20 protein-coding genes and 1 pseudogene are annotated in these 20,661 nt (G+C 65.0%); 12 read left to right on the top strand and 9 right to left on the bottom strand.

Annotated elements, in window-relative coordinates; genetic code table 11:
• Window position 1: 1 nt before the first annotated feature.
• From AUL31_RS15225 to AUL31_RS15215, 3 genes are read right to left on the bottom strand one after another with little or no spacing between them, the layout of a single operon-like run.
• On the bottom strand, window positions 2-646 hold the full coding sequence (locus AUL31_RS15225) for a LutC/YkgG family protein (RefSeq protein ID WP_060608505.1): 645 nt from the start codon (window positions 644-646) through the stop codon (window positions 2-4).
• Entirely contained in the window at window positions 643-2,067 is a 1,425-nt protein-coding gene (locus AUL31_RS15220; protein ID WP_060608501.1) for a LutB/LldF family L-lactate oxidation iron-sulfur protein, read from the bottom strand. Before AUL31_RS15220 ends, AUL31_RS15225 begins: the two co-directional genes overlap by 4 nt.
• Complete coding sequence (locus AUL31_RS15215) at window positions 2,064-2,858, bottom strand: (Fe-S)-binding protein (protein ID WP_060608498.1); 795 nt, start codon at window positions 2,856-2,858, stop codon at window positions 2,064-2,066. The genes AUL31_RS15220 and AUL31_RS15215 overlap by 4 nt, the downstream gene beginning before the upstream one ends.
• 169 nt (window positions 2,859-3,027) lie before the next feature.
• Between AUL31_RS15215 and AUL31_RS20720 the strand changes: the two are divergent.
• Window positions 3,028-4,221 (top strand): annotated as a pseudogene (locus AUL31_RS20720) (acyltransferase family protein); the annotation flags it as partial.
• Window positions 4,222-4,246: 25 nt separating this feature from the next.
• Here AUL31_RS20720 and AUL31_RS20815 read toward each other — a convergent pair.
• The 3 genes from AUL31_RS20815 to AUL31_RS15195 form a co-directional block, all read right to left on the bottom strand.
• Window positions 4,247-5,545, bottom strand: a complete 1,299-nt coding sequence (locus AUL31_RS20815; protein WP_060608492.1) for an O-antigen ligase family protein — start codon at window positions 5,543-5,545, stop codon at window positions 4,247-4,249.
• Between the two features lie 10 nt (window positions 5,546-5,555).
• Window positions 5,556-6,803, bottom strand: a complete 1,248-nt coding sequence (locus tag AUL31_RS15200) for a polysaccharide biosynthesis/export family protein (protein ID WP_073469370.1) — start codon at window positions 6,801-6,803, stop codon at window positions 5,556-5,558.
• Window positions 6,804-6,864: 61 nt separating this feature from the next.
• Window positions 6,865-7,548 (bottom strand): sugar transferase, encoded by a 684-nt coding sequence (locus tag AUL31_RS15195; protein ID WP_060608486.1) that lies wholly within the window; start codon window positions 7,546-7,548, stop codon window positions 6,865-6,867.
• Window positions 7,549-8,166: 618 nt separating this feature from the next.
• On the opposite strand from AUL31_RS15195, the gene AUL31_RS15190 reads away from it, so the two are divergent.
• Together AUL31_RS15190 and AUL31_RS15185 are read left to right on the top strand one after the other, a co-directional pair.
• Window positions 8,167-8,424 (top strand): exopolysaccharide production repressor protein, encoded by a 258-nt coding sequence (locus tag AUL31_RS15190; RefSeq protein ID WP_060608483.1) that lies wholly within the window; start codon window positions 8,167-8,169, stop codon window positions 8,422-8,424.
• 142 nt (window positions 8,425-8,566) lie between these two features.
• On the top strand, window positions 8,567-9,526 hold the full coding sequence (locus tag AUL31_RS15185) for a glycosyltransferase family 2 protein (protein WP_409359976.1): 960 nt from the start codon (window positions 8,567-8,569) through the stop codon (window positions 9,524-9,526).
• A gap of 7 nt (window positions 9,527-9,533) precedes the next feature.
• Here the strand turns inward: AUL31_RS15185 and AUL31_RS15180 are convergent, their stop codons facing one another.
• Complete coding sequence (locus tag AUL31_RS15180; protein WP_060609009.1) at window positions 9,534-10,496, bottom strand: glycosyltransferase family 2 protein; 963 nt, start codon at window positions 10,494-10,496, stop codon at window positions 9,534-9,536.
• Window positions 10,497-10,766: 270 nt separating this feature from the next.
• On the opposite strand from AUL31_RS15180, the gene AUL31_RS20370 reads away from it, so the two are divergent.
• From AUL31_RS20370 to AUL31_RS15150, 7 genes are all read left to right on the top strand, one after another.
• A complete protein-coding gene (locus tag AUL31_RS20370; RefSeq protein WP_156417296.1) occupies window positions 10,767-10,943 on the top strand; it encodes a hypothetical protein in 177 nt (58 codons plus the stop codon).
• Between the two features lie 29 nt (window positions 10,944-10,972).
• Window positions 10,973-11,755, top strand: a complete 783-nt coding sequence (gene exoK, locus AUL31_RS15175; RefSeq protein WP_060608476.1) for an endo-1,3-1,4-beta-glycanase ExoK — start codon at window positions 10,973-10,975, stop codon at window positions 11,753-11,755.
• A 96-nt stretch (window positions 11,756-11,851) separates the two neighbouring features.
• Entirely contained in the window at window positions 11,852-13,030 is a 1,179-nt protein-coding gene (locus tag AUL31_RS15170; protein ID WP_060608473.1) for a glycosyltransferase, read from the top strand.
• Complete coding sequence (locus AUL31_RS15165; protein WP_060608470.1) at window positions 13,030-14,004, top strand: glycosyltransferase family 2 protein; 975 nt, start codon at window positions 13,030-13,032, stop codon at window positions 14,002-14,004. Before AUL31_RS15170 ends, AUL31_RS15165 begins: the two co-directional genes overlap by 1 nt.
• A complete protein-coding gene (locus tag AUL31_RS15160) occupies window positions 14,001-14,945 on the top strand; it encodes a glycosyltransferase family 2 protein (RefSeq protein WP_060609006.1) in 945 nt (314 codons plus the stop codon). The genes AUL31_RS15165 and AUL31_RS15160 overlap by 4 nt, the downstream gene beginning before the upstream one ends.
• Window positions 14,935-15,867, top strand: coding sequence for a glycosyltransferase family 2 protein (locus AUL31_RS15155; protein ID WP_244489425.1), 933 nt, complete (start codon window positions 14,935-14,937; stop codon window positions 15,865-15,867). The genes AUL31_RS15160 and AUL31_RS15155 overlap by 11 nt, the downstream gene beginning before the upstream one ends.
• Before the next feature lie 93 nt (window positions 15,868-15,960).
• Complete coding sequence (locus AUL31_RS15150; protein WP_280137915.1) at window positions 15,961-18,216, top strand: Wzz/FepE/Etk N-terminal domain-containing protein; 2,256 nt, start codon at window positions 15,961-15,963, stop codon at window positions 18,214-18,216.
• Between the two features lie 5 nt (window positions 18,217-18,221).
• Here AUL31_RS15150 and AUL31_RS15145 read toward each other — a convergent pair whose 3' ends face one another.
• On the bottom strand, window positions 18,222-19,031 hold the full coding sequence (locus AUL31_RS15145) for a metallophosphoesterase (RefSeq protein ID WP_060608464.1): 810 nt from the start codon (window positions 19,029-19,031) through the stop codon (window positions 18,222-18,224).
• 210 nt (window positions 19,032-19,241) lie between these two features.
• Here AUL31_RS15145 and AUL31_RS15140 point away from each other — a divergent pair, with 210 nt between their 5' ends.
• A complete protein-coding gene (locus tag AUL31_RS15140; protein ID WP_060608460.1) occupies window positions 19,242-19,502 on the top strand; it encodes a GlsB/YeaQ/YmgE family stress response membrane protein in 261 nt (86 codons plus the stop codon).
• Window positions 19,503-19,540: 38 nt separating this feature from the next.
• Here the strand turns inward: AUL31_RS15140 and AUL31_RS15135 are convergent, their stop codons facing one another.
• The gene (locus AUL31_RS15135) at window positions 19,541-20,185 is read right to left on the bottom strand and encodes an SH3 domain-containing protein (protein ID WP_073469368.1); all 645 of its coding nucleotides are present in this window, start codon (window positions 20,183-20,185) and stop codon (window positions 19,541-19,543) included.
• Between the two features lie 110 nt (window positions 20,186-20,295).
• Here AUL31_RS15135 and AUL31_RS15130 point away from each other — a divergent pair, with 110 nt between their 5' ends.
• On the top strand, window positions 20,296-20,646 hold the full coding sequence (locus tag AUL31_RS15130; RefSeq protein WP_244489424.1) for a response regulator: 351 nt from the start codon (window positions 20,296-20,298) through the stop codon (window positions 20,644-20,646).
• Window positions 20,647-20,661 lie beyond the last annotated feature (15 nt).

Here is a 20,661-nt window from a genome sequence, read left to right as displayed (position 1 = left end):
CTCAGCCCTCGTCCACGACGAAGATATGCAGCGTGGCCGGGCCGTGCACGCCGATCACGAGGCTGCCTTCGATGTCTGTCGTGCCGCTTGGCCCGGTTACGATCACGACGTTGCGGCTGCGGACAAGATCGGCATGGTCGAGGAAATCGTCCAGGTAGGGCAGGATATCGCGCCGCCGGACGGCCACCAGATGGTGCAGCGGCAGGAAGGCATCCAGGATCGGCATATGCGGGCCCGACCGGATGACGAGGCTTGCCGTTTCGGCAATCGCAGCCTCTGCCAGCGACAGGGAGGTGCGGTCGTCCACCGCGTCGCGCAGACCGATTCCGACGGCCTGGAAATCCAGCGCCTGAAAGTCCGGGGTGGGCTGGATCTTCAGCGCCGGCTCAAGGCCCATCGCAGCCAGACGCCGGGCGACGGCGGCAGGCAGGGCGGACATGTCGTCGATCTGCTCCACCGAGGCGCCGGGCGGCAGGCGCGTGACGGCGTCCATGAAGCGCGTTCCGAGGTCGCCGCGCGGGGTTGGGGGGCGCACGGCCTCCGGGTCGGCCAGGAGGGCGGCTGCCTCGGCCGCGATCTCTGCCGGTGGCCGGGCGGGGCCGATTGCCTGTGCGATGCGCTCGAAGATGTCCTGCCGCGCACTCATGGCTTTTTCCTTTGCCGCGCGGCCCGACTGGCTAGGAAGGACGGGCCGTCGGGCGTGGGCATGTCGCGGAATTGCGTCCAGCCGCCAGCCAGCGGAAGACGCCGGATGCGGCCGTTGCCGCGCCCGAGGATACGCAAGGCCAGCGATCCGAGGCGGCCGACCGCACGATACAGGCGCGGATGGGTGGACAGGAATACCCATGCCTTGACGCCGCTGCGCATGGTTGCGGGTTCCAGTCCCTCGCGCCAGCTACGGTCGCGCCAGCCCTTGATAAGCGTCGGAAGGGGGATGTCGACGGGGCACACTTCGCGGCAGCGGCCGTTGAGCGTGCAGGCTCCGACCAGATCGCGCGATTTTTCGAGCCCGTCGAAGACGGGCGTCAGGACGGCGCCCATCGGTCCGGGATAGGTGCCGCCATAGGCATGGCCGCCGATCTGGTTGAAGACCGGGCAATGGTTCATGCACGCGCCGCAGCGGATGCAGCGAAGCATGTCCTTCAGGGCCGGATCGGCCAGCATGCGGGTGCGACCATTATCCACGAGAACGATATGGAATGCGTCCGGGCCGTCGAGATCGCCCGGGCGCTTCGGGCCGGTATGGAAAGTCGTGTACTGGGTAAGCGCAGCGCCTGTGGCGGAGCGCACCAGCAGCCGCAGCATGGTGGCGGCATGGGCGGCGGATGGGATCAGCTTTTCGATGCCGGCCGTCACGATGTGCACGCGCGGCGGCGTCGTGGTCATCTCCGCGTTGCCCTCGTTGGTGACGGTGCACACGGAGCCGCTGTCGGCGACAAGGAAGTTGGCGCCCGATATGCCGATATCGGCCTCGAGGAACTTGACGCGCAGGAAGCGTCGGGCAGAGGCGGCCATCGCCTCGGGCGTCTCCTCTCCGTGCGGGTCGTCGTGGGCGGCCTTGAACAGTTCCGAGATCTGCTCGCGCGTCTTGTGGAGCGCCGGCCAGATGATGTGGCTGGGGCGCTCGCCGGCCAGTTGCACGATATGTTCGGCAAGGTCGGTCTCGACACGCTCGATGCCGGCTTCCGCCAGCGCATGCGGCAGCCCGATCTCTTCGCCGAGCATCGATTTGGAGCGCGTGACGCTGCGTGCGCCGGCCTCCTTGCACAGGCGCACGACCAGGTCGGCGGCTTCGTCTGCCGTGGACGCGTAATGCACATGCGCGCCGCTGGCGATGGCATTGCGCTCGAACTCGGCAAGGTAGTGGCCGAGATTGGCGACGACATGATCCTTGATGGCCTTGCCACGCTGGCGCGCCACCTGGAAATCGGGCCATTGTCCCACGATGGCCGCGCGCTTGGTGCGCGCCGTGCCCGTGGTGCGGTCGATGGCCGTCTTGAGCCAGCCATCGGCCAGGGCCTCGCCGGCCCGCGTCTTGAACGGCGGAAGCGTTGCCAGCTCGCTCATCGCCCGTCTCCCTTTTCGCCGATGGCGGGTCCGCCCGCCGCGCCGGCCAGAACCTCCACCGTATGGAAGACCCGTACCGAAGAGCCGCGCCGCTGCAGCTTGCCGGCCATGTTCATCAAGCAGCCGAGGTCACCGCCGAGCAGCATCGCCGCCCCCGTACCCTCGATCGCGTCCGCCTTCTCGCCGACGATGGCGTTGGAGATGGCGGGATATTTCACACAGAAGGTTCCGCCGAACCCGCAGCAGACGTCTGCCCCCGGCAAAGGACGCATCTCCAGACCCTCGACGGCAGCCAGGAGGCGGCGGGGCTGATCATGGATGCCGAGTTCGCGCAGGCCGGAGCAGGTATCGTGATAGGTGGCGCTCGTGGCCAGCGGCGGCGCCTTGGGCACGAAATGCATCACGTCGCTGAGGAAGGTCAGAACCTCGTAGGTGCGCCCGGCCAGCGCCTCTGCCCGTGCAGCCCATTGCGGCTCCCCCGCCAGCGCCTTCGGCCATTCGTGCTTCATCGTCGCGCCGCAGGAGCCGGAGGGCACCACGACATAATCATAGTCTTCCAGAAGCGGGATCTGGTGCTTGGCCATCCGCGCACCGCCGGCCTCGTCGCCCGAATTGAATGCGGGCTGGCCGCAGCAGGTTTGCGCCAGGGGCACCTCGACGCGCGCTCCGGCCGCTTCGAGAAGGTCGATCGTGCACTCCGCAATGGCGGGGCGCATGACGTTCACGAGGCAGGTGACGAACAGCGCAACGCGGGGTGTATCGCCAGCAGGACGGTTCTGGCCTTCGGGCATCTCGGGCACGGGCTTTCCATTCCATTGGAGCGCCGCCGACGGACCGGCCCGGCGCGCTTTATCCAAGGGTTAGAACATGCGCGTGAGAATTGGAACCATTCCGTATTCGCACGCGCGGCCTGTCGACAGAATCAACGCTTGCGATATCAATTAGTGATTGTGCATTGCGATGCCACATTCCATCGGGCATACTTTGTCGACCTTACGAAAGACGGTCGATGACCCGATCGTCTCGCGCGGCCCGCATCGATGTCCAGGGGCCGCCCCAACTGACGAACCAGACTTCCCTCCGCGTATCGCCGATCGAGCGCCGGGGACGCATGTTCCGAACAGGAGGGACCGTGGGATGGCTTTCCCGGCACCGCACGCATCGGGCGCAACTCGCCTGGACCCGCAGGATTCCGACCGCATCCGCATAGGCCGCACCATCTGCATCTTCATGATGATGTTCGTGCACATTCAGGCCGGTGTCACGGATGACGTCAACGCCCGGCCGGCGGAAGGGGCGTTCGACATCGCCTACTTTCTGCTGACGCGGGTGATGGGGTTGAGCTCCGTCGCCCTGCTCAGCATCGTTTCCGGCTATCTCATCGTAAGCACCATCGCCAAGATCGGCACGCTGCGGCTGTACCGGTCCAAGGCACTGACGCTGCTGGTGCCGCTTGTCGCCTGGAACAGCGTCATGCTGGCCTGTATCGTGGGTTATGGCCTGCTGACCGGCAAATGGGACAAGCTCCCGGCGCTCGATGCGATGGGCCTCGCCAACGGCTTCCTGGCCATAACGGAATGGCCGATGGTCGTGCCGCTGTGGTTCCTGCGCGATCTGTTCGTCTGCTGCCTGTTCACGCCGATCCTACTGGCAGGCCTGCGGCGGGCGCCTCTGGCTACGGCGGGCGCGCTGCTCCTCTTTGCGTTCTTCGGCGAACCGCTGCATCTGCTGCAAAGGCCGCCCTTGATGCTGTTCTTCGCGGCCGGCCTGTGGCTGAGGGACAGGGGCCTGACACGCGACGACCTCGACAGGATCGCTGCTCCGCTGTCGCTGGCGCTTCTGCCGATCGTCGCCGTCTTCCTGGTCGTCCGCGTGAACCAGGGCTCGATCGTCAACTGGAGCGAGGATGCGTCGACCGCCTTCGACATCGCGCTGCGGTTTTCCATGGCGGCCGCGATCTGGCGCCTGACAAGCCTTCTGGCCACGCTGCGCTTCGGCAAGCTGTGCCGCGAGCTGGAGCCCTATGTCTTCTTCGCCTTCTGCAGCCACGCGATCCTGTTCGACTACGGGCAGATCCTGCTGCGGCGGGCCTTCGGCAATTACGGGTCGGACCTGTTCCCGATCACCTTCTTCGGGCTGCCCTTTGCGGCGCTGGCAACCTCGGTCGTGGCGCTGCAGATCATCGCGCGGGTGCCACCGCTTCTGACCCTCCTGAATGCGGGCCGCGCCGTGCCGTCATGGCCGCCGCAGCTTGAGCGCCCGCAGAAGCGCGCCGTCGCTTCACCAGAAGCCCGGCGGCATAGAACATGAGGAAAGCGCCGATCGTATAGGGCGTGATGATGTCGATCTCCACGAAGGATCGGATCACGAACATGGTGACGAGGCCGAACATCAGGTGCGCAGTGGGGTTGTGCGCATCCCGCGTCATCGCCCCAAGATGTCCGAACAGCGTCCGGTACAAAAAGAACGTCATGACCAGAAGGCCGATAAAACCAAGCTCCACATAGAGTTCGATATAGGTGTTGTGGAAGTGGAAGCCGGTTCGCGTGGCGATGTAGAATTCGTACCAGAGGCGTTCGGCTTCCGGAAAACCCTGCACCCAGTAGGCATAGTAGCCCGTGCCCCCTAAAGGGTTCTGGTTGCCGGCCGCGATGCCTTGCGCCCAGAGATAGGTGCGGCCCGTCAGGGTGGAATCCTTGCCGAATATCCCCAGCACGGCGTCGGCGAACCCCGCCCCGGCCAGCACCGGCACGAGCGCCGCGACGGCAAGGATGGCGACGATCAGGATGACCCGGCGGTGGCTTGGACGAAAGGCAAGCAGGACGCGCAGGCCGTAGGTTACCAGCACGGTGGCCACCGTTGCGAGGATGGATGTCGCGGATTGCGACGCGACCATTCCGTAGGCCGAGAACAGGACGCCTGCGAGGCATCCGATGCGCCACAAGCCCCGTTCACCCAGGATGAACACGGCCGCAAGGCCGAAATAGACGCCGAGCGAGGCATAGAGGCCGAGCTGGTTCTTGGACGAGAAGGCGCCCACGAAACTGTAGGTTCCGTCGAGCGCGTCGTAGCTGTAGTGGCCGAACAGGAACGAGTAGACCAGTACCAGCGCGACCCCGATAACGATGCCGCGCGTCAGATTGCGCACGGATAGCGTATTGACGGCGATCAGGGCGCAGAGCGCATGCGTGGCGAACTGGACGCTGGCGCGCGCCGTTGTCGAGAAGGCATCGGACCAGAAGGTAGACAAAAGCGCGACGGCCACGAAGGCCACGATCCATGGCGCCAGCACGACAGAGCCCAGCACCTTGCGGTAATCCACGAAGATCAGCGGCAGCCACAGCGCGTAATAGGCCAAGATCGAGATCGGCCCGAAAATGGTCGAGTAGGCGAACACGAAGACCGACAGCGTCATCGCGGCGACGCCGTAGAGGCTGTTGCGCTGCGGGTCGATCAGCCATGCCCTGGCGATGCGCATGGCGTTGCCGTCAGTTCACGGGGATCGCCGCAAGCGCGACCTTGACCACGTCGCCCGGCAGGACGGGCGTGTTCTCTTCCGCGGAAAGTTCTCGCGGTTCGCCTTCGACGGTGCGGACGATCTTGTACTCGATCCGCACATTCTCGTTGAACAGGCCGACATTGGCCACGGGCGCCTGCGCCATCGCCTCCGACACCAGGTTCTGGTTGGTGGCAAGCTGCAGGTCGGCGGCGCGAATGTCGGCTTCCACCTGCTGGCGCTCGCGGGCGATCTCCGCGGCCCGGTCGTTTTCCAGGTCGGTTGCCGATTGCTGCGCCTTGGTGATTTCCTGACGCGCCTGCAGCAACGCCGTCTCGTAGTCGAGCAGGCGCGTTTCCAGTTCGGCCATCGTCCGCTCGACGGCCAGAAGCCGCGAATTGACCACGAGGCCCTGATTGGACAGGTCGCCGATGCCGCTGAGTTCCTTGCGGGTCAGCTCTATCTGGCGGTTCTGGGCGACGATCTTCTTTTGCAGCGCCTCGACCTCATTGGCCAGAAGCTGCTTCAGGTCGTCCAGTGCTTCGAGCTGCAGGTCCAGCCGTTTGCGCCGCGTCTCCATGATGGACGTCTCGTCCGAGATCATGGACGCGAAGTCCGGAAGGCCCTTCAGTTCGGCGGGCGCGTCGAACTCGGTGCGGTTGGCCGCCTCGGCCTCAAGGCGCGCGCGCTTGACGATCAGCCGATTGCGGTTGGCTTCGACGACGTCATGCTCGCCCGTGGCGCGGATGACGTCGCGCTCCAGGCGCATGTTGCTGTCGGTGGCGCGGCGCAGGCCGCCTGCGATGCTGACGGCCTTGAGCACCGTCAGATCCGGATCGTATGGGTAGCGGCCGGGATTCTGTGCGTCGCCTGCCACGAAGACCGGCCGGAATTCGGCCAGTTCCACCGATGCGTTCGGCCTGTCCATCAGGCCTAGTGTCTGCTGAAGGTCTTCGCCGATCACGGATGCAATCTCGGCCGGGGTCCGGCCGGCAGCCTCGATCTGGCCGATGAAGGGCAGGGAGATCGACCCGTCGGGGCCGACGAGGTAATCGCCGCCAAGGGCGCTCCAGTCGCGGACCGCACCCTCCGCGCTCTGCCATTCGACGACGCGGATGCGCAGTTTGTCCATGGCGCCGAGCCGGTAGCCGTCGCCGCTGTCCTGGGCGCTGGCCGGCATGCATATGCCGGCAGCGACAAGCGCGCCGGCGAGGCGGAATAAAGAGGGACGGAGCGTCAAGAAAGCCTCCTGTGCCGGCGCATGCCCGTTGGCAGGCCGGCGGATGCCGCGTCAGGCGCGGTCAGTAACTGCCGCGCGAGGCGACGACGGCCGGAACCGTCTTGATGATGATCGCAAGGTCGGTCGCAAGAGACCAGTTCTGGACGTAATGCGTGTCGAAGGCCACGCGTGCGGCGTAGGACACGTCGTTGCGGCCGCTGACCTGCCAGAGCCCCGTCAATCCCGGGCGCGACGCCAGGTAGAATTCGGCTGCGGGCCCGTAATAATCGAGTTCTTCGGAAACGACAGGGCGCGGTCCGACAACCGACATCTCGCCACGCACGATGTTCAGGATCTGCGGCAGCTCGTCCAGGCTGAGCTTGCGAAGAACCTGGCCCACACGCGTTACGCGCGGATCGTTCTGGAGCTTGCGCGTCGCGGTCCACTCTTCCAGCGCCTCGGGGTTGTCGCGAAGATGCCGTTGCAGCACCTCGTCGCCATTCTCGACCATAGTGCGGAATTTCAGGCAATGGAACGTTTCGCCGTTCCGGCCGATCCGCTTGTGGCCATAGAGGATGCTTCCCCCGTCGCCGGACTTAACGAGCGCCCCGATCATCATGAACAGGGGCGCCAGCAGGATAAGCGCGATGATTGACGCGGTAAGATCGAATGTCCGCTTGATCACGCCGCCGATAGGCGGCGTCTGCCCCTCCGACCGCGCAAAAAGACGTGCGGGCTTGCTAAGGAGCCTATCAGCCGTTCGCATGTTGCAAACTCCGAACCGAGGATGACGAACACAGCGAGCATACGCGAAACATGTTGCAGTGCAACCAGGCTTTCGCGCTTTCTATCGAATTTTTCAGGAAGACCATAATTTTACTGGCGTTCTCCGTAACCCGCGGGGCTACTTGGGCAGTTGAAGCGTCGGATTCGCCTCAGTAGGGATGGCTAAAAATCAGTCAAGGCCGACCGTATAGGGTGATGAATTTGACAATTTTTTGTCACGTATCAAAACTGAGTTCCCAACGTAAACGCAGTGTAAGTATATTCTAGAAAAATACTTTCGACATCAGAAACGATACATGGCCCTCACGGCGGGATCACGTTTGCGAATGGCCGCTTATTAAATCGGTTAGCGTGCGCTGCGAAAAAAAATCTACCAAAAATTGATTATTGGGCCGCATCCATATTGCTCTATGGTGCGTTTGGCCTTACGGATGGACCATATTGAGATAAAACTTGTGTTTCTTTACTAACCTTAGAAGATCGCTGTTGAGGAAAGACAGCCGCGCTGCCGGGAGCAGCCAGGGCCTGAATGGCTCAAGGAAAGCGGCGCAAATGTTGAACCTGCATCGTTCTTCGCCACGATGATGGTATTATAATCATGTCGTTCGTTCTATTTTTACGTGGCATGTTGCTGGCTCTCGCAGCCTTCGCTATCGCAATTTACTGGCTGACGGGGTCTGTCTGGACAACGGCAGTGCAGACGCTTGTTTGCGCGCTCATCATCCAGGTTGGTTACTTCATGGGCGTATTGTTTCTTGTATGGCGGTCAGGAAACGTCGCCGAGAACGGCCAGCGTCGCGATATTCAGCCCGATGCTCACAAGGTCGGGTCCGACGTTTTTCACAATCATTTCTAATTGCCGCTTTACGAGTGAGCGGCAAAGGCACTTGAACTCGCCACGTTTCCGGGTCAGCCTTTTGGCCGAAGACGACCAAAAGAGCTGAAGGCGGAATCCGTTTATGGAAGACAGGTTGAAGGTCGCAGTGATCATCGCTGCGATGAACGCTTCCGCGACGATCGCCCGGGCCATAATTTCCGCGTTGGCCGACCGGAATGTCGGGGAAGTCATCGTCGTCGACGACGCGTCGTCGGACGATACGGCTGCCGTTGCACGCGCTGCGGACGACGGCTCCAACCGCCTGACCGTGCTTGTGCAGCCCGCCAATGCCGGGCCGGCGGCGGCTCGCAACCGGGCGATCGATGCCTCGTCCTCGCCATTGATCGCGATTCTGGATGCAGATGATTTTCTGTTGCCGGGCCGCTTCGATGCCCTTCTGGACGAAGAGGGGTGGGACTTCGCAGCCGACGATATCCTGTTTGTGCCGGCGGATCGCGCGCTCGACCCTCTTCCTCAGATCGCGGCCAGCAAACGCCCCGCAAGCACGCTCGGCGCGGCCGGCTTCATCGACGGCAACGTATCGCGGCGCGGCCACTCTCGCGGGGAGATCGGCTTTCTGAAGCCGGTCATGCGGCGCAGCTTCCTGGAGGCTCATGGGCTTCGCTACCAGGAGCAATTGCGCCTCGGCGAGGATTACGAATTCTATGTGCGGGCGCTGCTGGCGGGGGCTCGGTACAAGGTGGTGCATCATTGCGGCTACGCGGCGATCGTGCGTGCCGATTCGCTGAGCGGCCGTCATCGAACGGAGGATCTCCGGCTTCTTTGGCAGGCCGATCTTGCGTTGCTGGCCCTGCCGATGGGCGCGGATGTGCGCGATGCCCTCGAGCGCCATGCGGGCCATATCCGCAAACGCTACGAGTTGCGGCGCTTCCTGGACGACAAGGCATCGGATGGCCTGGTGCGGGCGGGGATTGCCGGCCTTTCGAGGCCTAGGGCCCTGCCGGGCATCGCCACCGGTATCGCAGCCGACAAGCTGGAAACGCTCCTTCGCCGCCTGGACCGCCGCCCGGCCGAACTGCCGCGCCACAGGCAACTGTCCGAGGGATGGCCGGTCGTCTGACCGCCGGTCATTGTTTCTGGAGTTTCGAAAGGCAAAGCCGCACGGCGCTGCGCAGGATGGCCGGGTCCGTCCGGGCCCAACGCGCCAGGAGCGCAAGCTGCGGGGCCTTGCCGCGCCGCGATCGGGCGACCTGTCCCCACAATGCCTCGCGGCGCGCCCGCTCGGCGCGTTGCGACAGCGCCGCCGAGCCGGCGTCGTCGGCCATTGCGTGTTGCGACAGAAACTTCAGCGCGCGCAGGGTGTTGAACTGTTGCGCCAGATAGGACGGCGCGGTGTTGGTGATGCCGTGGAAGATGTTTGCGCCTTCGCCACGCAGGGCTCCGGTGTGCGCGGACAATATGGTGCGCCGGGCCATCGACACGCTTTCGTTCATGAAGAGGATATCTTCGGCGGCCAGTCGCAATTCCGGATCGAAGCGGACGGCGCGATACACAAGCGGGGTCATGACCATGCAGGACAAATGCAGGTAGGACCAGTCTTCCAGCATCCGCGAGGCAAGCCCATCCGCGGCAAGCGTCAGCGGTTCGTTCGACAGGGTGACGAAGCCGGGCGTGCCCTCCAGAGCCTCGACCGTGGAGTGGTAATCGAAGCTCTCGCCACCGGTGATGGTGGCGAAGCAGCAATCGGCGTCGAAACGGCCCATGGCGTCGAGCGCGGCTGCGAGGTGCCCGGGATGCCACGCATCGTCCGAATCCAGGAACGCGACATGGGTGGTATCGTCGGGTACGAGGTCCAGGCCCGTGTTGCGCGCCCCGCCGGGCCCGGCATTGGCTTGTCGCACCAGTGTCACCCGCGCCTGCTCCGATGGTGCCCGATTGAGGATTTCGGGCTCTGCCGGAACGGGTGAGGCGTCGTCCACGACGATGACGGAGGGCATGACGCCGGACTGCCCGAAAACGGAGTCGAGCGCCCGGGACAGGATGCCCGACTGTTTCTGGTAGAACGGTATGACGACGGTTACCGATGGCACGTCCAACCCTTTCCGTGGTAGTCTGCGCCGACCTGTGCTGCAGCGCATCAAACTGTCGCAGGCCTTGAGTCGGATGACAATGTTGGCGAAATCAAGGGTTGCATCCACCCAAAAATATAACGATCTTCCGCACCGCACGACGCTTCGCCGTGACAGCTCCTGTCACAATCTGCCCGCATTCGCGGGCGAGTGATGTCCGCCGCACCGCAGCATGGCGAGCGATTTTGGCTGCCCGAACGGTCGGCGGACTGCAAACGAAAAGGTGGCGTGATGAAAACGCACATAAACCACAAGGCGCAGTCTTTCGACACGAACCCGCAGGCCGAGCACAGCTCCCGGTTGCATCTCGACGAGGTTGCAGGCACGCCCGAGGGAAAGGCCTATCCCGCATATTTCCACGGCATGGGATTTGCCGTCGGAGCGGTCGGCCCATCCGGGGAGGGGTGAGCGTTCCTGCCAGACAAGGAGCCTGCGCCATGCGTATCCCTGCGCTCGCAGCATTGATTTTCGCCGCTCCGACTGCCGCCCTGGCGGCCGGGGCGGGTGGCAACGGAACCTCCTTCGTGGAGGATTTCGACCGGCTGGACCTGAAGCGCTGGTACGTCTCGGATGGCTGGGCCAATGGCGACCACCAGAATTGTGCCTGGTCCAAGCGCCAGATCGGCATCTCGGACGGCACGTTGCGGCTGGCCTTCGAGAAGCGCCAGGCCGGGGACAGGGATTACGCCTGCGGAGAGATCCAGACCCGCGGTGAGTTCAAGTACGGTGCCTATGAAGTGCGGATGAAGCCTGTTGCCGGCTCCGGCCTCAACTCTTCGTTGTTCACCTATATCGGCCCGACACACGGCAAGCCGCACGACGAGATCGACTTCGAGTTTCTCGGCAAGGACCCGTCGCAGGTTCAGCTCAACCAATATGTCGACGGCGTCGGAAATAACGAGAAGCTCGTGGATGTCGCTGGCGGCGCCGATGCCGCCTTCAACGACTATGCCTTCATCTGGGAGCCCGAGCGTATCCGCTGGTTCATCAACGGAGAACTCGTCCACACGGCCGACGACCCTGCGAAGCTGCCGCAGAATGCCCAGAAGATCTACCTGGCGCTTTGGGGAACCGACACGTTGACGGGGTGGATGGGCCGCTTCCAGGACGAGGGCCGCAAGGTTATGGAAGTCGACAGGGTATCGTTCACCGCACAGGGGGACGCCTGCCAGTATCCGGAATCCATCGTCTGCCGGCTTGACGATGCCGGCACGCAATAGGGGCTAAGCATAATTGCTGTGGTGCAGCAATCATGTTGCAATGCCACAAGATTTTACTTAGCCTCTAATCTGCAGGTTGCACGGGGTCCGCACGGCATGCCTACGATCCTTTATCTTGTCCACGATCTTTCCGATCCGGCTGTCGCACGGCGCGTTGCCATGCTTGAGGCCGGCGGCGCGCGCGTGCAGACAGCAGGCTTCTGCCGTGGAGACGTTCCGGAGCGGATCGGCGCGGGCCGCCCGATCATGTTGGGCGTGACGGCCGATGGCGACTTCAAGCAGCGGATCACCATGGTGGCGACGGCCGCGCTGAGCCTGCGCCGCACGCTCGGCGATGTTGCGCGCCCGGACGTGATCGTGGCCCGAAACCTGGAAATGCTGGCCCTGGCGCGGCGTGCGACAGGGTTTTTCCGGCCGCGCCCGGCGCTTGTGTATGAGAGCCTCGATATCCACCGCCTGCTTCTGGGCGAGGGGCTGAAAGGCCGCGCGATGCGTGCCATCGAACGGGCCCTTGCCGGTGATGCGGCGCTGCTGATGACGAGTTCACCCGCCTTCGTGCGGGAGTATTTCGAGCCGCGGCAAGGCATGACGCTGCCGACCCTCCTTCTGGAGAACAAGGTTCTGGACCTTGGCGGGGGCGAGGTGGCGGCAGGCGACGAGCCGCGTCGGCCGCCGCCGGGCCAGCCGTGGACCATCGGCTGGTTCGGCGCCCTGCGCTGCCGCAAGTCGCTGGACATCCTGTCGCAGCTCACGCGGATGGCCGAGGGGCGCATCGAAGTCGTGCTGCGCGGCCGGCCGGCCCTGCGCGAGTTCGACGATTTCCACGGCCGCGTCGCGCAGGAGCCCTTCATCCGCTTCGAAGGGCCCTATCGCAACCCGGACGAACTGTCCGCCATCTACGGCGAAGTGCATTTCGCCTGGGCGATCGATTATTTCGAAGCAGGGCTGAATTCCGATTGGCTGCTGCCCAACCGTCTTTACGAAAGCTGCCTGCATGGCGTGGTGCCGATCGCCCTGTCGGGCACGGAAACCGGGCGTACGCTGGCGCGCCGGGACCTCGGCATCCTTGTCAATGCGGCGACGCCGGAATCTTTGCTGGCGGCATTGCCGCTGACTGAGGAAGGCTACGCAGCGGAGCGGGCCCGCGTGACTGCCCGTCCGCGCTCGTTCTGGGTATGCGGCCCGCGCGAATGCACGGCCCTTGTGGCGCGCCTGGCCGCCTTGCCCGGAGAGGCGCGGCCCAAAGGGCGCGCGGTGATGGAGGCCGCAGGCTGATGCGCTGCCTGATCGTCGTGCCCTGCCTGAACGAACAGGCCCATATCGGGCCGCTGCTCGACCGCCTCGACGAGGCGGCGGCGCGCCTCGATGCGCAGATCGTGGTGGCGGATGGCGGCAGCACGGATGGCACGCTCGATAGTATCCGGGCACGCGCCGGTGGACGGATCTCCTTCTTCCACAATGCCCGTCGCATCCAGAGCGCCGGCATCAACGAAGCCGTCGCACGCTATGGCGACGGTTTCGACTGGCTGTTGCGGATCGATGCCCACGGCGACTATCCGGACGATTTCGTAGACAGCGTGCTGGCCGACGCGGAGGCGACAGGAGCGGATTCCGTCGTCGTCGCCATGGTGACGCAGGGCAAGGGTGCCCGCCAGCGCGCGGCCGCACTGGCGCAGAACTCGCGCCTCGGCAATGGCGGGTCGGCGCACCGGGCCGGCGGTGGCGGCGCCTTCGTCGATCATGGGCATCACGCCGCCATGCGCATAGCCGCCTTCCGGGCCGTCGGCGGCTATGACGAGAGCTTCAGCCACAATGAGGATGCCGAACTGGATCATCGTCTGCGTGCGGCCGGCTATCGTATCTGGATGACGGGCCGGACGCGGATGACCTACTATCCGCGCGCCAGCCTTCGCGCTCTTGCGCGGCAATATTTCGGCTATGGCAAGGGCCGCGCGATGAACCTGATGAAGCATCGTGGCCGACCGCGTCTGCGCCAACTCGTACCGGTCTTCGTTGCGCCGGTGCTGGCCATGGCCCTGCTGGCGCCGGTGGCATGGGTGTTCGCGCTGCCGGCGGTTTCCTATCTGTTGCTCTGCCTCGCCTATGGCGCGGCCCTCGGCTTTCGGCAAGGGCGCCCGGGCGAGGGTGTGCTGGCCGGCCTGTCGGCCGTGATCATGCACGCGGCATGGTCCGCCGGCTTCTGGGCGGCGCTGGTCCGGCCCGCGCGTCGCCGCGAGGTGCCGGCATGACCGAGGCGCGCCTTCTCGTCGATATCGGCATGTGCACCTTCCGCAGGCCCGAACTGGCCGAGGCGCTGGCGTCCCTGGACAGGCTCGTCGTGCCGGACGGTGTGGAGTTGCATGTCATCGTTGCGGACAATGACACCGAGCCCACCGCCCGCGCCACCGTCGACGCCTTCCGGAGCGCGTCCCGCCACCGCGTCACCTATGTCCATGCGCCGGCCGCAAACATATCCATCGCACGCAATGCCTGCCTCGATACGGCATCGGGACGCTACATCGCCTTCATCGACGACGACGAAACGGCCGATCCGGGCTGGATCGCGGCCCTGCTCGACGGCGCGCGCCGGCAGCGCGCCGCGGCGGTGCTGGGGCCCGTGGAGGCGGTGTATGGCGAGGATGCGCCGCGCTGGATGCGGCAGGCCGATCTTCATTCGACCCTGCCCGTGCATGTCGATGGCCGGATCCTGACCGGCTACACCTGCAACGTCCTTCTGGACCGCGAGGCACCCTGCGTTGCCGGACGCCGCTTCGATCTTTCCCTTGGCCGGACGGGCGGCGAGGATACCGACTTCTTCACCGGCCTTACCCGCGATGGCGGGCACATCGCCTATGCCCCGGAAGCGCTTGTGCGGGAAGCGGTGCCGAAGGCGCGCGCAACCTTCGGCTGGCTGGCGCGCCGGCGGTTCCGCATGGGGCAGACCCATGCGCGCATCGTCATCGGGCCGGGCTCCGCCGCCCGACAGGCGGGCCAGATGGCGCGCGCCGCGGCCAAGGCCGGATGGTGCTGGGCGATGGCCGCCGCGACGTTTCCGGCAACGGCATCCAGCCGCCGGCATGCCCTGCGCGGCACATTGCATGCGGGCGCGGTGGTTGGGCTTCTGGGCGTGCGCGAGAGCGAGCATTACGGCACGGCGCCGCATCGTGGAGAGACGCCCGATGCAGCCTGACGTCACCTTCATCATCGCGGCATGGAAGGCCGCCGACACGCTGCCCGCCGCGCTGCATTCGGCCCTGGCGCAGGAAGGCGTCAGCGTAGAGTGCGTGGTGGCGGACGATTGCTCCGGCGATGGCACGGCCGATGCCGCGCGGGCGATAGGCGACGCGCGCATCAAGGTCGTTTCCCTAGACAAGAACGGCGGCCCCGGCGCGGCGCGCAACGCCGCGATGCGGCTGGCAACGGGGCGTTGGCTGGCAGTTCTGGATTGCGACGACAGTGTCCGCCCGGACAGGCTTGCCCGCATGATCGCCCGGGGCGAGAGGATGGACGCGGCCATCGTGGTGGACAACATCGAGATCGCCGAGAATGGGCGCTCTCACCCGATGTTTCCCGAAGCGCTCCTGCGACGTACGCCCGCCATCTCGCTGGAAGCGTTCATCCTGTCCAACCGCATGTTTCGCAGCCGCTTCAATTTCGGGTACATGAAGCCGATCGTGCGGCGTGACTTCGTGCGCCAGCACGATATCCACTATCCCGACGGTTTGCGGATCGGCGAGGATTTCATTTTCCTGGCCAGCGCCATGGCCCATGGCGGACGCTGCGTCGTGGAGCCCGAGACCGGCTATGTCTACGTCGTGCGTCAGGGCTCGATCTCGCGTGTCCTGCACGCGCACCACGTAGAGGCGCTGATTGCCGCCGATGCGGCTTTTCTTGCCGCACATCGCCTGTCCGGCCCCGAGCGCGCCGCAATGGCGGCGCATCGCAAAAGCCTCGACGATGCGGCCGCCTTCCTTGAAGTCGTGCGGCACATCAAGGATAGATCCATCGGCGGGGCCCTCAAGCAGGGCCTGGCGAACCCCATGGCGCTGGCTCACCTGCGCATGCCCATTGCCGCGCGCCTGCAACGGCTGGCGCGTCCGGCCGCCGGCTGAGGCGCGGATGAAACAGAACAAGAAAAAGGCGCTGGCGGAATCATGAACCAGAACCATTTCCCCATGCACGGCAAAGTGCAGGCGCTGTCTGGAATGGATGACCGCAGAGACGAATTCATAGATCTGGACCGGCTCGTGGGCATGGTCCGGCGCAACTGGAAGCTGGCGGCCATCGGCGGCGCGATCGGCCTTGTGCTTGGCGGCCTGTATCTGCTGAGCGCGCCATCGGTCTATACCGCCTCCACCCGCATCCTGCTCGATCAGAATCTCAGCCGGTTCGCAGAAGACGAACCCCAGTCGCGCAATCCGCTGCAGATGGATTCCGTCGTGTTGAACGAGGTAGAGATCCTCGGCTCGTCACGCCTGGCCCGCACCGTGGCGCAGAACATGGGCCTGGATGAAAACGATGCCTTCCTGAACCCGCCGCAATCCTTTGTCGGCTGGGTCAAGTCGGGCCTGCGCTCGGTCGTCTCCATCATCTCGCCCCCGCCCGAGCTGACCGAGGCCGAGGCGGCCAACGCGCGGCTTGGCAAGGCACAATATCTCCTGCAGTCCGGCCTGACCGCCGAACGCGTCGGGCGCAGCTTCGTGATCGAGGTATCCTACCGCACCAACGACCGCATTCTGGCCGGCGATATCACGCGGGGCTATGCGGCCGCCTATCTGGCAGACCAGCTCGACGCCAATTTCGAGGCGACCCAGCAGGCCACCGCATGGTTGCAGGGGCGGCTGGAAGAGCTGCGCACGAGTTCCCAGTCCGCAGCGCTGGCCGTTGAGCGTTTCAGGGCCGAGAACGGCCTGACCGCAGCGCGCGGCGAACTGATCTCCGAGCAGCAGCTCAGCGAACTCAATGGACAGTTGATCCTGGCGCAGGCCGAGACGGCACGCGCCTCGGCACGCTATCGCCAGTTCCAGTCGATCGTCGATTCCGGCCCTCAGAACGCGGTCCAGAACTCCACCATCTCCAGCGCGGACCAGCCCGGCACCGAGGCCATCGTCGATCTTCGCCAGCGCTATTTGCAGGTTGCGCAGCGCAAGACCGGCATCGAGGAGCAGTTCGGCGCCGACCATCCGCAGGCGGTTGCGCTGGGGCGCCAGGAAGCCGAGCTGACGCAGCAGATCTTCCGCGAGCTTCAGCAACTGACGAACAGCTATCGCAACGAGTTCGAGGTTGCCCAGTCGCGCGAGCAATCCTTGCGCGACAACCTCGACCTTTTGACCGGGCAGGTGCCCGAGACCAACACCGCGATGGTGCGCCTGCGCGAACTCGAGCAGCAGGCAAACACGCTGTCGACGCTCTACCAGGGGTTCCTGACGCGCTACGAGGAAGCCTCGCAGCACCAATCCTTCCCCATCGCGAAGGCGCGGGTCATCTCGCCGGCCGGCAATCCGGTCAGCCCGTCGAGCCCCCGGAAGACGATGACGATCGCCCTTTCGCTCGTGCTGGGGCTGATGGGCGGGGCGGCGGTCGCCGGTCTGCGCGAGTTCCGCGAGCGGTCTTTCCGCACCGGCGCGCAGATCGCACCGGAGCTCGGTCTGAGGTTCCTTGGCTACCTGCCGTATTTCGACCGGCGCATCGTGGCCGCTGCGGCGGCCCAATCGGCGGCGAACGGCGAGGGAGAGGCCCTGATGCCGCCCGAAATGCGCTTTGCCGCGATGGCGCCCGGCTCCAGCACGGCGGAAAGCCTGCGCCACGCGCGGATGATGGTGGATGCGGCATTGCCGGACAAGGCCGCCCGCGTGATCGGCTTTGCCTCCGTGCTGCCGGGCGAGGGTAAATCCACCACCGCTGCCAATTTCGCGGCGCTGCTGGCCGCGTCGGGACGGCGCACGCTGCTGATCGATGGCGACATGCGCAACCCCGGCCTCAGCCGCGCGCTTCTGCGGCCGCCGGAGACGGGGCTGGTCGATGTCTTGGGCGGTACCACCCCGTGGCACGGTGCGTTGCTGCAGGACAAGTACACGCAGACGATCCTGTTGCCGTCCGTCATGCGCCGGAACTTCACCCCAACGGCGGAACTTCTGTCGGGCGCGGAAGCGGCAACTCTGATCAGCGAGGCGCGGGAACATTTCGACTATGTCGTGGTGGACCTTCCTCCGCTCGGCGCGCTCCTGGATGCCCGGGCATTCGAGCCGATCTGCGATGCCTTCATCATCGTCGCCGAATGGGGCCGCACCCCGCGCGAGCTGCTGCGCAGCGCGCTGGAATCGCATCGCGAGATCGGGTCGAAGGCCGCCGGCGTCATCCTGACGAAAACCGACATGCAGAAACTTGGCCTCTATGGCTCTGCGGCTGGGCCGGAACAGTATACCGGCCATTACGGCGCCTACTACAGCGACAAGACCTGATTTCGTCAGGCCCTGACGGCGGGGCGCACATTGCCGCCCGGCCGGCTGGACAGGTACCGGCCCGTGTTGTGCCATAGCCGGATGCCCGTGAGCTGCCCGGTAAAGCAGGCGCCGGTATCGAGATTGACCCTGCCCTTCATATGCAGGGGCTGCTCCACGGGCGTATGACCGTGCACCACGACGCGCTCGGACAGATGGGCTTTCTCTTCGAAGGATTTGCGCACCGTGGCCAGTTGCCAGTCGGATTGGCGGTCGAGGGGCATGTCGGGCAGGATGCCGGCGTGGACGAAGGCGAAGCCCGGCATTTCGACGACGATGGCCAGCTGACGCAGAAACTGCAGATGCGCAACGGGGATCGCCTGTCGGATCAGCATGTCCCGCTCGGCATTGCCTTGCCCCAGTTTTGCGAGATACGCCGTATCGACGCCATAGGAGGCAAGCGTTGCCTCTGCGCCGTAACGCAGCCAGTCTTCCAGGTTGCCACGCCCTTCGAGATAATCGAGCATGACGAGCTCGTGGTTGCCGGCCAGGCACAGGCGGGTGAAGCCATTGGGCATCGGCTGCATGAGGTGGTCGATCAACTGGGCGGAGGCCGGGCCTCGGTCGACGTAGTCGCCCAGCATGATCAGCAGACGCGGCTCCGGAAAGTGGGCGGCATCGGCGAAGATCTCGTCTTCCAGCGCCAGAAGCGCGTCCAGGCACCCGTGGACGTCGCCGACGGCATAGACCGGCCCAGAGGGCTCGGGCAGGGCGATGCGCTTCAACGGGCGGCGTTCCGGTTGGCGAGAGCCGAGCAGCCGGGACAGGCTTTTCATGCGGTGCGATCCTGGGTGGTCATTCGGGCGATGCGATTCGCCCTGGGGCGACCTTGCGTGACACGGTAGTGCATACACCCTGCGGCCACAAAAAATGCCGCCCCGGAACCGATCGAGCCCCATTACGGCCTTTTTTATCGAAAGCTGCTTGACCGAACGGTGCGCCGCTTCACCTTCCATCGCATCGACCGTGTAGTCAGGAGACGAGTTATGGACGGCGTAGGTTGGATTGCGGCCATCATCATCGGTGGCCTTGCGGGATGGTTGGCGACGATCTTCATGAAGAGCGACACAGGCGTCTTCATGAATATCATTCTGGGTATCATCGGCGCGGCAGTGGCGAGCTTCCTTTTCGGACTGCTGGGCGTATCGTTCGGCGGCTGGCTCGGCTATCTGGTCGCGGGCTTCGTCGGAGCCTGCATCCTCATAGCGATCGCGCGTGCGCTTCGGGGCAACAGCGTCCGTAGCTGACAATGACAGGCGGGAGCGGCTCCGGCCGTCTCCCGTCGTCAGTTTTGCCCGTTCACCGAAGCGGGCGGCACGATGCGCCGATCGGCCCGCTCCACCTGCATGGAAGGCGGCCGCATCGCCGTCGGCATCGCAGCAGACGCATTGCGGCCCAGACTGGCCGCGCGGACCCAGCCGGTGAATATCCCGGCTTCGACGCGGCGCCACTCCCCCTTGCTTTCGACGATTCGCAAGACCTTGCCCGGCTCGACAGTCGCGCGCACGGTCGATCCGTCCCTGGGTTCGGACAGAAGGCGAAGCTGCCCCCTTTTCAGAACGGGGCGGCTTGCGGCTGCGGGCCGTGTCGCGGGCGTTGCCGGATTGGCGATGGAGGCCACCTGCGCCTTGCGCTCGGGTGTCGGTGCCGCCGGGCGCGGCGAGGTTATGGCCGGCTTGGCGGCGGTGGTGGCGCGCGGAGCGGATGCCGTGCGCGTGGGTGGGGTCTTCTGGTCGGTCATGCCGGTGAGGGTCGCGACCCTGTCGTAGACGCCGTTCATGAGAGCGGGGTTCGATCCATGGACGATCCAGCCCACCCCGAGCAGGCCCGCCAGCCACCAGCCCATGCCGATGCCGGATTTTTTGCCTGCCGGTTTGCGCCTGCGCTTGCCCGTTGCCATCATCGCGCTCCATAGGGTCTCGATCGGCAATGCCGATTCAGTTCCATCTGCGTTGTCACTCGTCTATAGCTTCGCCCGGTTACGAATCTTTACACGCTGCGCCGCCGACCTATATTTTCGTCGAACGGCATATTGAATTGGTGCATGAATTGCTGGCATTGGTCGTCGAAGACGAGCCCATGGTCCGCATGGCTCTGGTAGATTTCCTGTCCGACAACGGGTTGGACGTGCGCGAAGCGGGCTCCGCGGACGACGCATGGCGGCTGATCGAGGCCGGCGAGCGGTTCGACATCGTCTATACCGATGTGAACATGCCGGGCGAACTGGATGGCCTCGACCTTGCGCATCGCCTTCACAGGGATTGCGAGGATACGCGTATCGTCATCCTGTCGGGCCGTCAGCACCCGGACCGCGCGGCGCTGCCGGACGGTGCCGTATTCCTGACCAAGCCCTACCGCTACGAGGACCTTCTGGTCCTGGCGGTGCAATAGAAGCCCGCAGGGCGG

The organism is Aureimonas altamirensis (assembly GCF_001463885.1).
Lineage (GTDB): Bacteria > Pseudomonadota > Alphaproteobacteria > Rhizobiales > Rhizobiaceae > Aureimonas > Aureimonas altamirensis.
This window is presented reverse-complemented; position numbering and strand designations above follow the sequence as displayed.

Bases quoted from the DNA above. Each gene is read 5' to 3' on its own strand.
- AUL31_RS15195 (WP_060608486.1), bottom strand. From the start codon at position 7,548: ATGCGAACGGCTGATAGGCTCCTTAGCAAGCCCGCACGTCTTTTTGCG.
- AUL31_RS15140 (WP_060608460.1), top strand. From the start codon at position 19,242: ATGGACGGCGTAGGTTGGATTGCGGCCATCATCATCGGTGGCCTTGCG.
- AUL31_RS20815 (WP_060608492.1), bottom strand. From the start codon at position 5,545: ATGCGCATCGCCAGGGCATGGCTGATCGACCCGCAGCGCAACAGCCTC.
- AUL31_RS15190 (WP_060608483.1), top strand. From the start codon at position 8,167: ATGTCGTTCGTTCTATTTTTACGTGGCATGTTGCTGGCTCTCGCAGCC.
- AUL31_RS15220 (WP_060608501.1), bottom strand. From the start codon at position 2,067: ATGAGCGAGCTGGCAACGCTTCCGCCGTTCAAGACGCGGGCCGGCGAG.
- AUL31_RS20370 (WP_156417296.1), top strand. From the start codon at position 10,767: ATGAAAACGCACATAAACCACAAGGCGCAGTCTTTCGACACGAACCCG.
- AUL31_RS15165 (WP_060608470.1), top strand. From the start codon at position 13,030: ATGCGCTGCCTGATCGTCGTGCCCTGCCTGAACGAACAGGCCCATATC.
- AUL31_RS15215 (WP_060608498.1), bottom strand. From the start codon at position 2,858: ATGCCCGAAGGCCAGAACCGTCCTGCTGGCGATACACCCCGCGTTGCG.
- AUL31_RS15150 (WP_280137915.1), top strand. From the start codon at position 15,961: ATGGATGACCGCAGAGACGAATTCATAGATCTGGACCGGCTCGTGGGC.
- exoK (WP_060608476.1), top strand. From the start codon at position 10,973: ATGCGTATCCCTGCGCTCGCAGCATTGATTTTCGCCGCTCCGACTGCC.
- AUL31_RS15170 (WP_060608473.1), top strand. From the start codon at position 11,852: ATGCCTACGATCCTTTATCTTGTCCACGATCTTTCCGATCCGGCTGTC.
- AUL31_RS15145 (WP_060608464.1), bottom strand. From the start codon at position 19,031: ATGAAAAGCCTGTCCCGGCTGCTCGGCTCTCGCCAACCGGAACGCCGC.
- AUL31_RS15225 (WP_060608505.1), bottom strand. From the start codon at position 646: ATGAGTGCGCGGCAGGACATCTTCGAGCGCATCGCACAGGCAATCGGC.
- AUL31_RS15160 (WP_060609006.1), top strand. From the start codon at position 14,001: ATGACCGAGGCGCGCCTTCTCGTCGATATCGGCATGTGCACCTTCCGC.
- AUL31_RS15185 (WP_409359976.1), top strand. From the start codon at position 8,567: ATGAACGCTTCCGCGACGATCGCCCGGGCCATAATTTCCGCGTTGGCC.
- AUL31_RS15155 (WP_244489425.1), top strand. From the start codon at position 14,935: ATGCAGCCTGACGTCACCTTCATCATCGCGGCATGGAAGGCCGCCGAC.